Source organism: Paenibacillus aurantiacus (assembly GCF_042431225.1).
Classification (GTDB): domain Bacteria; phylum Bacillota; class Bacilli; order Paenibacillales; family Paenibacillaceae; genus Paenibacillus_Z; species Paenibacillus_Z aurantiacus.
Window position 1 is genome coordinate 226,540 of record NZ_JBHMDO010000048.1, and the last position, 13,037, is coordinate 239,576.

Consider the following 13,037-nt stretch of genomic DNA (forward strand, 5'->3'; position numbering starts at 1 on the left):
ATACGACAAAATATTACTTTTCGCAATGATTCAGCATGATGTTGATCTAATGGCGAGGAGGTAATATTGTCTGTTTGTCGTTAGGTTTGCAGAATGCCTCGGCTCAGCTGTTTCAGCCGTTTTTGAATGTCCGCAACCCACGCTTCGTCTCCGGTCGAACGCGCAACCGCATACAAGTCGAGCAGCATGTTGATCCGCTCTTCCGTCATCGGCTTCACGACCGCCGGGTCCGTGCTCTTGCGCGCTTGATACGCTTCCACGAGCAGATCGGCCAGTTCATTCACTTCATTGAATAAGTAGGTTTGTTTCTCAGGCTTTGCCCCCAGCTGACCGATAAGGCCGGTCAAATCAGGCTTCACCTCGGAAAACACTTCACTGCGGTTACACGAAGGACATGTATAGATCGGGACATTGTCGATTTCAACCTTCCCCGAATAAATGACGGTTCGCAGCTTCATAGGCATGACATCGCCGCATTGACAATGCTTTTGCAAATTGGCCAACTCCTTCTCGTCTTAAGCTGCCGGTAATCCCCCGCTAGCTCCAGTTCTTGACGATAAGGTATTCGACCGGATACGTATAAAGTCCTGCATTTCGGAATTTTGTAATATTTTCATGCCCTCGTACAAGAAGCATACGATTAATAGGCCCATTTTCTCCATCTGCGGCGGACGAACGGAATGGCGAGGCAGATCACCGCAAGCGCCGCCCCAATCGTATCGTTGCGTAAATCATGAATATCCGGCGAACGGCCCCCTACGAAAGATTGATGAAATTCGTCCGTTATGCCGTATAACAGGCATAGAAATACGATTAGCGCTTTGACGATCAGGCGGTCGCCGCTGCGGCCGAAGCCGTAATCGAACGTAAGCGCAAGAACGAAATAGGCGACGAAATGCCCCCAATCAAAGCTGCTCATCGCCGGAAAGATCGCTTGGAACCACGGTAGAAACGTGTTCATCTCATCCCCGGTGCGCGATGAAAGCGCAAAGATGATCCCCATCCACAGCAGCGCGGGTACCAATCGTATGAACCTGCGGCCGCGCTCGAAATCCGCTTTCCCCTGTCGATCGGCCGTTTGCATGGCAGGTCTCACCTCCGTTACAATATGGTACAGGTGAAACGGCTATAACGCGTTTCATTCCGGTGAAATACAGGATGATTGATAGACGTGCGACTTATCAATGCTTGTATTTGAACTAATCGCTTGCCATTCCTAATAAGGAGGTACTTAATCAATGATTTTGCAAGGAAAAACCGTTATTTCCCTGCTCGATGACGAATTCGAAGATTTGGAATTGTGGTATCCCGTCTATCGTGTCCGCGAAGAAGGCGCCACCGTCCTGTTCGCCGGTCCCGAGAAGGGAAAAACCCACATCGGGAAATATGGCGTTCCAGCAACCGCTGACCTGTCCTTCGACGAAATCGACAGCGCGCAAATCGCTGGTATTCTCGTGCCGGGCGGCTGGGCGCCGGATAAGCTGCGCCGCTACCCGAAAGTTCTTCAGGTCGTGCAGGAGCTCGACCAAGCCGGCAAGCCGATCGGACAGATTTGCCATGCCGGTTGGGTGCTGATCTCCGCCAAAATATTACAAGGCCGTAAAGTCACGTCGACACCTGGCATTCGCGACGATATGGAGAATGCCGGCGCAACGTGGATTGACGAGCCGGTCGTCGTCGACGGGCATCTTATCTCTGCTCGCCGCCCGCCGGATCTCCCGCCGTACGCGAAGGCGTTCGTCGACGCGCTCATCGCCGTCAAATAACGACTTCGTTCTTCTACGTGGAATGCTGACCAGTGGTCGCCTCGCGTTCCACCGATTGGTTGAAATCGTGAAGCAGCTGCTTCACGGCTTCACTGGTCCGGCAAGCCATGATATCGTCGAACAATCTGCGGCTGTTTTGCTGTTTCATGCAAAGCAGCCGTTCTTTGATGGGCAGGATCGAATTCGCGGACATGCTTAATTCGTCCACGTCGAGTGCCAGCCAAATCGGCAGCGCACGGATGTCGCCGGCTAGTTCGCCGCACACACCTACATGAATGCCGCCCCTCTTGGCCGCTTCCACCGTTGTCTTCAACATGCGCAGCACCGCGGGATGGTACGGTTCGTAGAGATGGGAAATTTGATCATTCATCCGGTCTACGGCCAGCGTGAATTGAACCAAATCGTTCGTTCCGATACTAAAAAAATCGACTTCGTCCGCCAGCATGTCCGCGATCATGACCGCAGCTGGCAGCTCGATCATGATCCCGACCTCGATATCGCTGCGGTGCGGTAAGCCTTCCGCTACCAACTCCCGCTTGGCCTCTTCCAGCAGCGCATTCGCGCTCTGCACTTCCTCGACCGACGAAATAAGCGGATACATGATTTTGACGTCACCGTAAGCGCTCGCCCGAAGGATCGCTCTTAGCTGAGTTTTGAACAACTCCGTCTTATCAAGGCATATCCGGATCGCGCGATAGCCAAGAAACGGGTTCTCCTCTTCCGGCAACTCGAAATAATCAAGCTGTTTGTCGCCGCCGATGTCGAGCGTGCGAATTATGAGCGGACGCCCGGCGAGCTTCTCCGCCACGCTCCGGTACACGTCGAACTGCTCTTCTTCTTTCGGCAGCCGGTGACGATCCATGTACAGAAATTCCGTACGGAACAATCCGACCCCGTACGTCCCGCTGCCGAGCGCGATATCGAGCTCCTTAAGCGAGCTGATATTGGCCGACAGCTCCACCTCTTTGCCGTCCGGGGTGACCGGCCGGACCGATGCAATGCCTTTCAGCCGGTGTTTCGCTTCCTGCTGTCTGAGCTGCAGTTCGGTATACCGTTCCGTCAATTCCTCATCCGGCTCCAGATGAATGATGCCGGTGCCACCATCGATAATGAGCGTATCACCCGTTTGGATGGGTTCCTCTAATTTGGATTCCAGGCCGACAACGAGTGGGATGCCTAGTGCTCGCGCCATAATCGACGAATGCGACGTCATGCTGCCTGCCATCGTCGCGATCCCGAGCACATGGTTGGGGTTCAAATGCGCCAGCTGCGAAGGCGAAAGTTCCTTTGCAACCAAGATGAACGGCTGGGTATCCATCGGCAGCGTAATCTCCGGCGCGCCGAGAAGATGTTTGAGAAGCCTGTTGCCGACGTCCTTAATATCGAGCGCCCGCTCTTTCATATACTCGTCGTCGAGCAAATCGAACATCGTGACGAAATGGTCGATCGCTTCTTTGACCGCTACTTCTGCCGCTTTGTACTGCCGCTGAATGATCCCCTGGATTTCATTCATGAACACCGGATCTTCCAGAATGGCCAAATGCGCGTCGAATATATAGCTTTCCTCGGTGCCGACTACTTCCCGAAGCTCGTCTTTCATCTGCTCGATTTCGCTCTTCGACGTGCGGATTCCTTCATATAACCGTTCGAATTCCCTCGCCAAATCGGCGACATCTATTTTTTGTTCCGGCAGCTCCCATTCCCAGTTCGGCAGCACGAACGACTTGCCGATCGCGATGCCGGGGGAAGCTCCTATCCCTTGTATCACAGTTAATCCCCTCCACTGCTACTGCTTCTCTCTTTCAGGACGACCGACATGACCGACGCCTGTCCGCGCTTCACGCTCTTGAACGGGGCGTAACTCCAGGAGCTGACCCGGTCCGCGTTCGTAATCACCATCGGCGTGGCAAGCGACTTCGCATGTTCGCGGACGAACGGCAGATCAAACTTGATCAGCAGCTGTCCCGGTCTCACTTGATCGCCTTCGCGGGCAACCGCGGTGAAGCCCTTGCCCTTCAGCTGCGAAGTATCGATCCCGATGTGCAGCAGCACATCAAGTCCTTCCGGCGTCCGAATGCCTATCGCATGCATGGACGGGTACACGTGAATGACCTTGCCGTGTACGGGAGACACCAACTCACCACGATCCGGTATGAAAGCCGCCCCATCGCCAACCAGCTTGCCCGCGAAGATCGGATCAGGCACGTCTTTCAACGGAATCATCCTGCCTTGCATTGGAGAACTGAATAAGACGCGCATCAGGTCTCGCCGGATCGCTTTGTCCATTTCTTCGCGGATGAGCTCAGAGTAGGTGCCGAAGACAATCTGAACATTGCCGCCGCCAAGCCGGATGACGCCAGCCGCACCCAAATGTTTCAGCGCGTTGTTGTCGATCAGCTTGTCGCTTACGACCTTCAGCCGAAGACGGGTTATGCAGGCTTCCATCTGCTGGATGTTCTCCTTGCCTCCGATAGCTTGAAGAATAAGCGGCGCACGGTAAGGTATATCGCCTGCCCATTCGTCGAGCTGCGAGCCTTCCTCGCGGCCTGGCGTCGGAATGCCGAAGCGGCGGATCGCCCAGCGGAACAGCACGTAATAGATGAGACCGAGTCCGAGTCCGATCGGAATAAGCAGCCAGCCTTTCGTGGCTAGATGCTCGTTAATAACAAAATCGATCGCGCCAGCCGAGAACGAGAACCCATGGCGGATGCCAAGCTCATACGTCAACCACATGACAAGTCCCGACAGCACGGAGTGAATGACGAAAAGATAAGGTGCCACGAACAAAAACGCGAATTCCACCGGTTCCGTCACCCCGGTAAGGAACGAAGATAGTGCGGCCGATAAGAATGTGGCTTTAATCTTAGGCTTCAAGTCTTCGCGGGCTTCATGGATGATGGCGAGCGCAATCGCCGGAAGCGCGAACATCATGGTCGGGTATAGCCCGGCCATGAACGCGCCAGCCGTCGGATCGCCGGCGAAGAAACGGGACAGATCACCGAATACCATCGTCCCGTCGGCCTGCTCGTAACCGCCTACCTGAAACCAGAACACATGACTGACCAGATGATGCAAGCCGAATACGACCAATATTCGAAGTACGAAGCCGAACAAAAAGACGCCGAAACCGCCGCCCGATGATACGATTTCACCTAATTCCACCAGCATGCTTTGGACGCTAGGCGCAATTCCGATCATCAGAATGCCCCATAACGCTGAAAACAAGCTGACGATTAGCGGTACGAAGCGAGGGCCTCCAAAAAACTGTATGTATTCCGGGAAACGGATATTTTTGAATCGCTCATGAAAGAAACTCGTCACAAGGCCGATCATGACACCGGTAAGCGCGGTAGGCTCGATCTCGAAGCGGCTTTGTCCGATTAGACTTGTATAAATAAACATCCCTGCGAGTGCAGCCAATCCCGCCGCCCCGGCATTGCTGGTCATGCCCATGGCGACGCCAAACGCAAATAAATACGGAAGCCAGTGAAACAGCGCCTCGCCGGCTGTCTGCAAATAACCGGGCATGTCCGGCAACCCGAAGCTTGCCCATGGCAGCACGCTCAAACTTAATAGGATCGCCGCGCCGGGAAGAACGATCGTCGGCAGCATCAAAGACCGTCCGAGCTGCTGCAAATGCCCCATGACGTTCATCCTTATCCTCCTCTCATGGCGGCATGGTTTCGTCACGCATATTTGGATATGTATTGATGGTACGTGTTCAATGACGCTTTGTCAAAAGAAAAGCGGCGGATGCATAAGATCCGCCGCTTGCTTTTGCCGCTATCCAAACCTAGAAACGCTGATTGTTGAAACCTTGCTGCGAGCCCGCGGAGTAGCCCACATGCGAGATGACCGGTCCGCTGTTCTGCTGTTGCTGCGTCGCCTGCAGCACAGGGTTATATGGCGTTTGGGCTTGGGTGAAGCTGTTGCTCGCGAACGATTGCGCGCTTGGCGAGAAGCTGTTGCTTGCAAACGACGATTGCGCGTTTGGCGAGAAGCTGCTTCCGAAAGAAGGCTGCGCGCTGAACGAGGATTGGTTGTTGAAATCCTGACCAGCCGTATAACCGACATGGGAAATGACCGGCTGGTAGCTCGAGCGTGCTTGCGATTGACCAGCGGACTGGAAGCCGCCAATGTTTTGTGCCGATGAAGAGCCGCCGAAGTGATTAATAACCGGCGTGTAGCTCGATGTCTGCGCTTGAACCGGACCATGGGATTGGTAGTTGAAGCTTTGACCGGCGGACGAGCCCGCATGCGAGAGCACCGGATTGAACGACGTGTTCGAGAAGCCGCCGCCAAACGATTGGTTCGAGAAGGCGCTAGGTTGATTGCTGAAACTTTGGCTGTTGCCGGCCGTGTAACCAACATGCGAAATTACGGGCTGCTGGTAGCTGTTATTGGACGAAAAGCTGCTCGACGAGAAGCTTTGCGAAGGCGATTTGGGAATCCCTTGGTATTGGGATTGCACGAAGCCTACCGGCTGATATCTGTTCTGAGCTTGGAACTGCTGCTGTTGGCCAAAGTTGTTTTGGAACACGTGTAGTCCTCCTCGAATTCGTAAAGTTTGGTCCGCTTAGCCCGTATGGCTCTGCTGAACCTCTCTTATTGTTGGAGACACTCGCGTTTTATATGACCGTCAAGATTTGGATTTGCCTTGCGGGAGCAATATCGAGTCCTCGACCTTGATGCAGCGGTCCATAATGATGTTCATGCCGGCTTCCTGCGCGATTCGAGCCGCATCGTCGTGCGCTATGCCTAACTGGAGCCATAGCGTCTTCGCTTGGATCGCAGCGGCTTCCTCAGCCACACCAGGCGTATGCTCGCTGCGCCGGAATACATTGACGATATCGACTGGGAACGGAATGTCCGCCAGTGACGGATAACTGGTCTCACCTAAAATCGAAGCAGCATTGGGATTAACGGGAACGATCCGGTAGCCTTTGGCTTGCATGGCGGCGGAGACCATATAAGACGTCCGCTCCGGATTATCGGATAAACCGACAACCGCTATCGTGTCCGACTGCTCCAAGATAGTCTTGATTTCGTCACGGCTTGGATTTGCAAAGGCCATAAGAAGAATGCTCCCTTCCGTTATGGAATACTGATTCCGGCTAACCTCTCTATTCTACCCACTCGACGTTTGCGCCAAGCGCTTTCAAGTGGTCGAAGAAAATCGGATACGACTTGGCCACATGGTGCGCATCGCGAATGCGAAGCGGTTGCTTCGCGCGAAGACCTACGACGGTTAGCGCCATAATGACGCGGTGGTCGTAATGCGCATTGATCTCTACGCCGCCTTCCACGCCTTCAGGACGTCCGTGCACGATGATTTCATCCCGCTTCTCCTCGACGTTCGCGCCGGCTTTGCGCAGCTCGTTCAAATAATCGGTAATGCGGTCGCACTCTTTATACCGTAAATTCTCCACGTCATAGAAACGCGAAGTGCCTTCAGCAAAGACAGCTGCCGCTACCATGGCCAGTACCGCGTCCGTGGCCTTATCGCCGTCGAATTCCAGCGCCTTCAGCTTACTGTTGCCTTGAACGCGTACCACACCGTTCTCATGGGTAAGCGGCACTTCCATCGCGCGCAGTACGTCCACGATAGCCCGCTCGCCCTGCTTGCTGTTCTCCATCAGTCGATGAACCGTGACGTCGGAATTCGTAACTGCCGCCGCCGCCAGAATAGCAGCCGAGCCCGGATAGTCGCCTTGCACCACATATTCCTTGGCTTCGTAGCGCTGATTGCCTTTAATCCGGTAATGCATCAAATCTTCGCTCGCCTCGATGACGATTCCCGCTTGCTCCAGTACTTCAAGCGTTTGGCCGACGACAACCTTGGATTTCAAGTCATGCAGCACTTCGATTTCGCTGTCTTCTTCAAGCAGAGGCGTGAGGAACAGCAGCGCGCTTAGGAATTGAGAGCTGACGGCACCTGATACGGTAATCTTGCCGCCTTTCGGAGCACCTCCGCGAATCGTGATTGGGAGTTTGCCGCTTTGGTGCTCCACCTGAACGCCGAGCTGGCCGAGCGATTCGATCAAATCGTCGTGCGGACGTTTGCCAAGCGAATCCGGGTACCGGTTAACGAACGTAACTTCAGGGCTCAAAGCCGCGATCGCCATCAGAAAACGAAGCACAGCCCCTGCGTTGCCCACGTCCAGCTCCTTCACATCGCTCGGCTTGCGGCCGAAGCCGGTAATGACGATCTTCTTCTCGTCCTCCTCGATAACCGCGCCTAAATCGCGAATACATCTGCGCATTGCATCGCTGTCTTCGCTGTGGGCCGGGTAATAGATCGTACTCGTGCCTTCCGCAAGCGCCGCGACCAGCAAATACCGCGTCGTGTAATTCTTGGAGGATAACGCTTGAATCTCGCCTTGCAGCTTCGGTGTTGGGGTAACGATAACGTCCATGAAAAGTTCGGCTCCTTTGTATGTAGGTAATCTATTCCTTCAAAATTCGAAACGCCTCGGCACCCGTTCGCTACGCCAATCTATCGGCGATGCTGAGTGACGAGCCAAGCGTCCCAAATCGCTTCGGCGACTTCCTCTGCGCTCAATCCGGTCGTATCGATGCGTACCGGCGCAAAATCGTAGGCACCGCTTCGCTCGGACATCAGCTTGTAGACGCGCTCTTCCAAGTTCCCTTGCAGCAGAGGTCTGCCCGTATCTTGGCTTACCCTGGCGATGATTTGCTCAGCCGAAGCGGTCAAGGCAACAACAAGACCACCATCCGTCATTAGCGCCCGATTCTCCGGACGCAGCACCGCGCCGCCCCCAGTGGCAACCACCAGGCTTGCGGCTTGTCCCAAGATTGCTCGCAGCGCTTCCGTCTCCGCTGCGCGAAAATAATCTTCTCCGAATTGCGCGAATAATTCGGGTATCGTATACCCTTCGCGCTTGACGATCTCGGCATCGACATCGACAGCCGTGTATCCGCCCCGCTGCGCGAGCAAGCGACCGACCGTGGATTTGCCGGTTCCCATGAAGCCCACGAGCACGATATGCCGCGGAGGCGTTAATGGTTCTGTCACGATGAGTTCACCCACTTGCTTTACAGAATTAAAACTATTGATTAGCCCCTATCATATCATTAATTCCGATCGGAAGGGTATAAAAATGTTGATTTTGCCGTACAGATGATACTAGGACAACATTGCCAAATTTCCCGTCTCAAGGAGTGAATCGTCATGGCTCTGGGACATGAGCCGCATCTGGCGCGCACCCGGTTCGAACGCATGCTATCGCCCGAATATCCGCTGTGCCGCGAGGACGTCGTCTGGATGCTGGAGTATATAAAAAAGAAAATGGCTGACGAAGCGCCCGCATTATCGAGCCTTCCCCAGCCAGTCTTATTGAAGTCGTTCCAAGGTTACGTCGAGGCCGCCATGATTCTCATCAAGCAGCGCGGCGGTTCAGGCCCGGAGGCCGACCGGCTGCGGAGCTGTCTGCAGGCGGCCGCCGACGGTTTCCTTGCTCGACCGAATTAGTTTTGCATCCAGTTGAAGTGGAACGTGCCTTCTTTGTCCAAGCGTTTGAACGTGTGGGCGCCGAAGTAATCGCGCTGCGCTTGCAGCAGGTTAGCCGGCAGACGCTCCGTCCGGTAGCTGTCGTAGTATGCGAGCGCGCTGGCGAAGCCCGGTACCGGGATGCCTTGCGTAACCGCAGTCGCGACAACTTCGCGCCAAGCGCCTTGGTAAGATTCGACAACCTCTTGGAAGTACGAATCAAGCAGCAGGTTGCGCAGTTCCGGATTGCGGTCGTACGCGTCCTTGATGTTCTGCAGGAAGCCGGCGCGGATGATGCAGCCGCCGCGGAAGATCATGGCGATGTCGCCGTAACGCAGGTTCCAGCCGTATTCGTCGGAAGCCGCGCGCATTTGGGCGAAGCCTTGCGCGTACGAGCAGATTTTGCTCGCGAACAGCGCTTTGCGAACGGCTTCGATGAATGCCGCTTTGTCGCCTTGGTAAGGAGCCGGTTGCGGTCCTTTGAGCAGCTTGCTTGCAGCGACGCGCTCATCCTTCAGCGCGGAGAGGAAACGGGAGAATACCGATTCCGTAATGATGGACAACGGCACGCCCAGGTCCAGCGCGCTTTGACTCGTCCACTTGCCCGTGCCCTTCTGGCCGGCGGAGTCGAGAATAACGTCGACCATCGGCTTGTTCGTGTCCGGATCGTACTTGGAGAAGATGTCGGCCGTGATTTCGATCAGGTAGCTGTCAAGCTCGCCTTTGTTCCATTCGGAGAAGATCGATTGCAGCTCTTCCGTGCTGACGCCGAGAACGCGGTTCAGCAGATCGTAGGCTTCGCAGATGAGCTGCATGTCGCCGTACTCAATGCCGTTGTGGACCATCTTCACATAGTGGCCAGCACCGTCCGGGCCAATGTATGTACAGCAAGCATCGTCGCCGACTTTCGCGGAGATGGCTGTGAGGATCGGCTCAACCAGCTTGTATGCGGATTCCTGTCCGCCTGGCATGATGGACGGGCCTTTCAGCGCGCCTTCTTCGCCGCCGGATACGCCGGTGCCGATGAAACGGATACCTTTGTCTTCCAGCTCGCGGCTGCGGCGCTGGGTGTCAGGGAAGTAGGCGTTGCCGCCGTCGATGATGATATCGCCTTTGTCCAAATGTGGAACAAGCGCGTCGATCGTCGCGTCCGTGCCGGCGCCGGCTTGAACCATGATCAGGATTTTGCGAGGGGATTCAAGAGACTGCACGAATTCTTCGACCGAGAACGTGCCAACGAGGTTCTTGCCTTCAGCTTCTTTCAGCAGCTCGTCCGTCTTCTCGCGGGAGCGGTTATACACCGATACGGTGAATCCTTTGCTCTCGATATTTAGCGCCAGGTTTTTGCCCATGACGGCCAACCCGACAACACCAATTTGTTGTTTTGACATACGGCTCTTCCATCCCTTTTCTATATGTTATAGTGGAACAATACAGCTATTTTACTCTTTTTAATCGGGATTGAAAACCATAATCAGGCGTAAAAATGCGGTTTTCATCAGATCTTCATTTTACCCAAATTGTGAACGATCAACAAAATAAGCTCCCGGGCCTGGAAACCCGGGAGCTTATTCGGTCTTTCGCATACGTGTTAACGAACTACAACTCAAGCTGAATCATCTCTATTCTCAGCGTACTTAAACGTTCTTTGGATGCGGCGACGATCTCCTCATGTCCCTCCGTTATCGCCTCGTGAAGGACGGACAGCTCGTAATCGAGCTCTAGCCGAAGCACCGCGGCGCGTTCCTCTGCCCGCTTCGATTGAAACGCCTGAATCACTTCCTCGACGGTCACATACGGTTTTTTCTGATAAATGATTCTGTGCTCCATACCGGACACCTCCACAAGTCGAATAATTTCGCCAAACATGATGCTCTCAATGACGATCTGCCGGTCCTTGAACCGCTTGACGACGGCGTGGCCTCTGGAATCGTTGATGAGCTTCTCGATGAGTTCGGACAGCTTCTCGTCTTTGATCACATAATCGCCCACTATTTTATAGCGGCTGCGAACCCGTTGAAACCGCAATTTCACGAGCTTGCGTCCGCTGCGGACCGAAATAAGAAAATAAACATCCGTCTCACTCCAATAGAGCGAGTATCCTTCCTGAATGAGATCGCGAATCAGATTCTGGATTTGCCGGCGGTCGAATCGCAGTTCTAAATTGCAGTACTCCACTTCGTAGCTCTTGTTCACGGCAACCCCTCCCTCTTCAGATGTCGAAGTTTTCTGAATATTCTCTCTTATCAATATCTTATACTCCATCTTATGTTCTGGCAACTTGGATTATTGACTATTTTTAAACCGTTCTGTAGGAATTGAATAATTTGCCCATCCGAAAGGAAAAACCGCCCGTTCCGTCGCAGGGGGACGAAACAGGCGGTCGCACAAACCGTCGTGTATGTACGCTACAAAAACCATTGGTTCAAAATGATTCCGAATGCTATCCCGCTTACGACCGCTCCGGCGAAACTGAACGCCCCCGTGCGGAACCGTTGCTGGAACATTTGAAGCACCCCAAGGCTGAGCAGCGAGAAAATAAGCAGAATAAACAGCGCCCCCGTCACGAACAAGCTGGCGGATACATTGCTGACATCGACCGTCAAAGCCAAACACTCCCTCTTCATAGTTAGGACATCTTCTTGCATTATAAGGGATTCCCCGTTATCCCGCCAGCAGCATCTTCATCATCCTGCTCTTACCGCCGGGCATTTCGGCGATCAGCCTCGTTTGGATATGGTGACGTCCGCTACTTTTTTACGGCGAGGCCGCTTCGGAATTTTGACGATAAGCGAATTGCCTTCCAGAACCGCCGCAGCGCGCTCCGGGAGCACGAGATGAGGCAGCTTGACCGTTTCGCTTTTGCCGCCCGGCAATCCGTCGATCCGCATTTTGTCTTCTCTCACCAGCACCCTCAGCTGAGACAGATCGCTTCCTGCGTCTACCGGATATACGATCGTCACGTAACGACTGGTTTCCGTTACGTCCGCTACCCCCGTGCCGAGCGCATTTCCGACGGCAGGCAGCGCCTTGGACACCATACCGCGTACGTAATTCTCCACCCAAGAAGGATCTCGGAACAAATCAAATCCCGTCGGGAGCTTCTGTCCCCGCATCCATTTCTCCAGCTCTTCCCATTGCGACGCCACCTGCGCCCACCTCCTCCGCTGGCTATATCCTATGCAATTCGCCCAGTTCCGGTTCCATTCGCCCCTATGTGCCACGTCATCGTATCGGGAAGGAACTTCTGGGCGGATGCCCGCATACGATGTAATATCCATGATTGCAAACTATAAAGGAGTGACCCTGTATGCCAGCAGTCGTCGGTTTCGTCAATATCGTCAGTCTCGGGGGCAGCTCGATCGTACAGTTCGGCGATTCGGTCCAAATGTCGCCAAGCAGCAACTCTAAAACGTACGCCGGTTCCGGATCGTTCCTAACGGGCAGCCTGAGCAACTCCAATAACGCCGTAAGTGCGACGAGCACGCTGGATCCGGATCTCATCGACAACTCCTCCAGCCAGGTCGGAAGCGTCGTATGACCATGACGGTACATCAGCACATAACGATTCATCAGTTGCGCGTCGATAGCCTGACGAATTCATCGGTCCTTCAAATTGGGACGTCCGGCTCGATCCGCTCGCTCTCGCAATTGTACAATACAGGCGGATTTACGGGACCCGCCCCCCAGCTCGGACAAGAGAATCCGCTCTCCTTCGTCCCGCTGCCGAATCCCAACTGAGCTTGAAGACCGGAGGTGGC

General features: G+C 54.4%; 16 protein-coding genes. 4 read left to right on the plus strand and 12 right to left on the minus strand.

What is annotated here, in order from left to right; genetic code table 11:
* Positions 1–80: 80 nt before the first annotated feature.
* Positions 81–464 (minus strand): hypothetical protein, encoded by a 384-nt coding sequence (locus ACFFSY_RS32060; RefSeq protein WP_377501990.1) that lies wholly within the window; start codon positions 462–464, stop codon positions 81–83.
* 176 nt (positions 465–640) lie between these two features.
* Positions 641–1,084 carry a VanZ family protein gene (locus ACFFSY_RS32065; protein ID WP_377501993.1) on the minus strand — a complete coding sequence of 148 codons (444 nt, stop codon included), beginning with the start codon at positions 1,082–1,084 and terminating at the stop codon, positions 641–643.
* 154 nt (positions 1,085–1,238) lie between these two features.
* On the opposite strand from ACFFSY_RS32065, the gene ACFFSY_RS32070 reads away from it, so the two are divergent.
* A complete protein-coding gene (locus ACFFSY_RS32070; RefSeq protein ID WP_377501996.1) occupies positions 1,239–1,766 on the plus strand; it encodes a type 1 glutamine amidotransferase domain-containing protein in 528 nt (175 codons plus the stop codon).
* 13 nt (positions 1,767–1,779) lie between these two features.
* Here ACFFSY_RS32070 and ptsP read toward each other — a convergent pair whose 3' ends face one another.
* The 6 genes from ptsP to ACFFSY_RS32100 form a co-directional block, all read right to left on the minus strand.
* Positions 1,780–3,534 carry a phosphoenolpyruvate--protein phosphotransferase gene (ptsP, locus tag ACFFSY_RS32075; protein ID WP_377501999.1) on the minus strand — a complete coding sequence of 585 codons (1,755 nt, stop codon included), beginning with the start codon at positions 3,532–3,534 and terminating at the stop codon, positions 1,780–1,782.
* Positions 3,535–3,536: 2 nt separating this feature from the next.
* Positions 3,537–5,420, minus strand: coding sequence for a glucose PTS transporter subunit IIA (locus ACFFSY_RS32080; RefSeq protein WP_377502002.1), 1,884 nt, complete (start codon positions 5,418–5,420; stop codon positions 3,537–3,539).
* A gap of 139 nt (positions 5,421–5,559) precedes the next feature.
* Positions 5,560–6,306 carry a hypothetical protein gene (locus ACFFSY_RS32085; protein ID WP_377502005.1) on the minus strand — a complete coding sequence of 249 codons (747 nt, stop codon included), beginning with the start codon at positions 6,304–6,306 and terminating at the stop codon, positions 5,560–5,562.
* Between the two features lie 99 nt (positions 6,307–6,405).
* On the minus strand, positions 6,406–6,840 hold the full coding sequence (locus ACFFSY_RS32090) for a CoA-binding protein (protein ID WP_377502008.1): 435 nt from the start codon (positions 6,838–6,840) through the stop codon (positions 6,406–6,408).
* 49 nt (positions 6,841–6,889) lie between these two features.
* Positions 6,890–8,182 (minus strand): 3-phosphoshikimate 1-carboxyvinyltransferase, encoded by a 1,293-nt coding sequence (gene aroA, locus ACFFSY_RS32095; RefSeq protein WP_377502011.1) that lies wholly within the window; start codon positions 8,180–8,182, stop codon positions 6,890–6,892.
* A gap of 80 nt (positions 8,183–8,262) precedes the next feature.
* Positions 8,263–8,802, minus strand: a complete 540-nt coding sequence (locus ACFFSY_RS32100) for a shikimate kinase (protein ID WP_377502014.1) — start codon at positions 8,800–8,802, stop codon at positions 8,263–8,265.
* A gap of 156 nt (positions 8,803–8,958) precedes the next feature.
* On the opposite strand from ACFFSY_RS32100, the gene ACFFSY_RS32105 reads away from it, so the two are divergent.
* On the plus strand, positions 8,959–9,258 hold the full coding sequence (locus ACFFSY_RS32105; RefSeq protein WP_377502017.1) for a hypothetical protein: 300 nt from the start codon (positions 8,959–8,961) through the stop codon (positions 9,256–9,258).
* Here the strand turns inward: ACFFSY_RS32105 and gnd are convergent.
* The 4 genes from gnd to ACFFSY_RS32125 all read right to left on the minus strand — a co-directional run bounded on the left by gnd (position 9,255) and on the right by ACFFSY_RS32125 (position 12,425).
* Positions 9,255–10,667: an NADP-dependent phosphogluconate dehydrogenase gene (gnd, locus tag ACFFSY_RS32110; protein WP_377502020.1), complete on the minus strand. Its 1,413-nt coding sequence runs from the start codon at positions 10,665–10,667 to the stop codon at positions 9,255–9,257. The genes ACFFSY_RS32105 and gnd overlap by 4 nt on opposite strands.
* A gap of 208 nt (positions 10,668–10,875) precedes the next feature.
* Positions 10,876–11,472, minus strand: coding sequence for a YkzI domain-containing protein (locus ACFFSY_RS32115; protein ID WP_377502023.1), 597 nt, complete (start codon positions 11,470–11,472; stop codon positions 10,876–10,878).
* A 212-nt stretch (positions 11,473–11,684) separates the two neighbouring features.
* Positions 11,685–11,882, minus strand: coding sequence for a hypothetical protein (locus ACFFSY_RS32120; RefSeq protein WP_377502026.1), 198 nt, complete (start codon positions 11,880–11,882; stop codon positions 11,685–11,687).
* A 114-nt stretch (positions 11,883–11,996) separates the two neighbouring features.
* On the minus strand, positions 11,997–12,425 hold the full coding sequence (locus tag ACFFSY_RS32125) for a hypothetical protein (protein ID WP_377502029.1): 429 nt from the start codon (positions 12,423–12,425) through the stop codon (positions 11,997–11,999).
* Positions 12,426–12,586: 161 nt separating this feature from the next.
* Between ACFFSY_RS32125 and ACFFSY_RS32130 the strand changes: the two genes are divergently transcribed.
* Together ACFFSY_RS32130 and ACFFSY_RS32135 are read left to right on the plus strand one after the other, a co-directional pair.
* Complete coding sequence (locus ACFFSY_RS32130) at positions 12,587–12,817, plus strand: spore germination protein (RefSeq protein ID WP_377502032.1); 231 nt, start codon at positions 12,587–12,589, stop codon at positions 12,815–12,817.
* Positions 12,814–13,017 carry a spore germination protein GerPB gene (locus ACFFSY_RS32135; RefSeq protein ID WP_377502035.1) on the plus strand — a complete coding sequence of 68 codons (204 nt, stop codon included), beginning with the start codon at positions 12,814–12,816 and terminating at the stop codon, positions 13,015–13,017. Before ACFFSY_RS32130 ends, ACFFSY_RS32135 begins: the two co-directional genes overlap by 4 nt.
* Positions 13,018–13,037: the final 20 nt, after the last annotated feature.

What these genes read in the sequence shown, in the direction of transcription:
- ACFFSY_RS32060 (WP_377501990.1), bottom strand. Translation starts at nt 464, where the DNA reads ATGCCTATGAAGCTGCGAACCGTCATTTATTCGGGGAAGGTTGAAATC.
- ACFFSY_RS32065 (WP_377501993.1), bottom strand. Translation starts at nt 1,084, where the DNA reads ATGCAAACGGCCGATCGACAGGGGAAAGCGGATTTCGAGCGCGGCCGC.
- ACFFSY_RS32070 (WP_377501996.1), top strand. Translation starts at nt 1,239, where the DNA reads ATGATTTTGCAAGGAAAAACCGTTATTTCCCTGCTCGATGACGAATTC.
- ACFFSY_RS32080 (WP_377502002.1), bottom strand. Translation starts at nt 5,420, where the DNA reads ATGAACGTCATGGGGCATTTGCAGCAGCTCGGACGGTCTTTGATGCTG.
- ACFFSY_RS32090 (WP_377502008.1), bottom strand. Translation starts at nt 6,840, where the DNA reads ATGGCCTTTGCAAATCCAAGCCGTGACGAAATCAAGACTATCTTGGAG.
- aroA (WP_377502011.1), bottom strand. Translation starts at nt 8,182, where the DNA reads ATGGACGTTATCGTTACCCCAACACCGAAGCTGCAAGGCGAGATTCAA.
- ACFFSY_RS32105 (WP_377502017.1), top strand. Translation starts at nt 8,959, where the DNA reads ATGGCTCTGGGACATGAGCCGCATCTGGCGCGCACCCGGTTCGAACGC.
- gnd (WP_377502020.1), bottom strand. Translation starts at nt 10,667, where the DNA reads ATGTCAAAACAACAAATTGGTGTTGTCGGGTTGGCCGTCATGGGCAAA.
- ACFFSY_RS32130 (WP_377502032.1), top strand. Translation starts at nt 12,587, where the DNA reads ATGCCAGCAGTCGTCGGTTTCGTCAATATCGTCAGTCTCGGGGGCAGC.
- ACFFSY_RS32135 (WP_377502035.1), top strand. Translation starts at nt 12,814, where the DNA reads ATGACCATGACGGTACATCAGCACATAACGATTCATCAGTTGCGCGTC.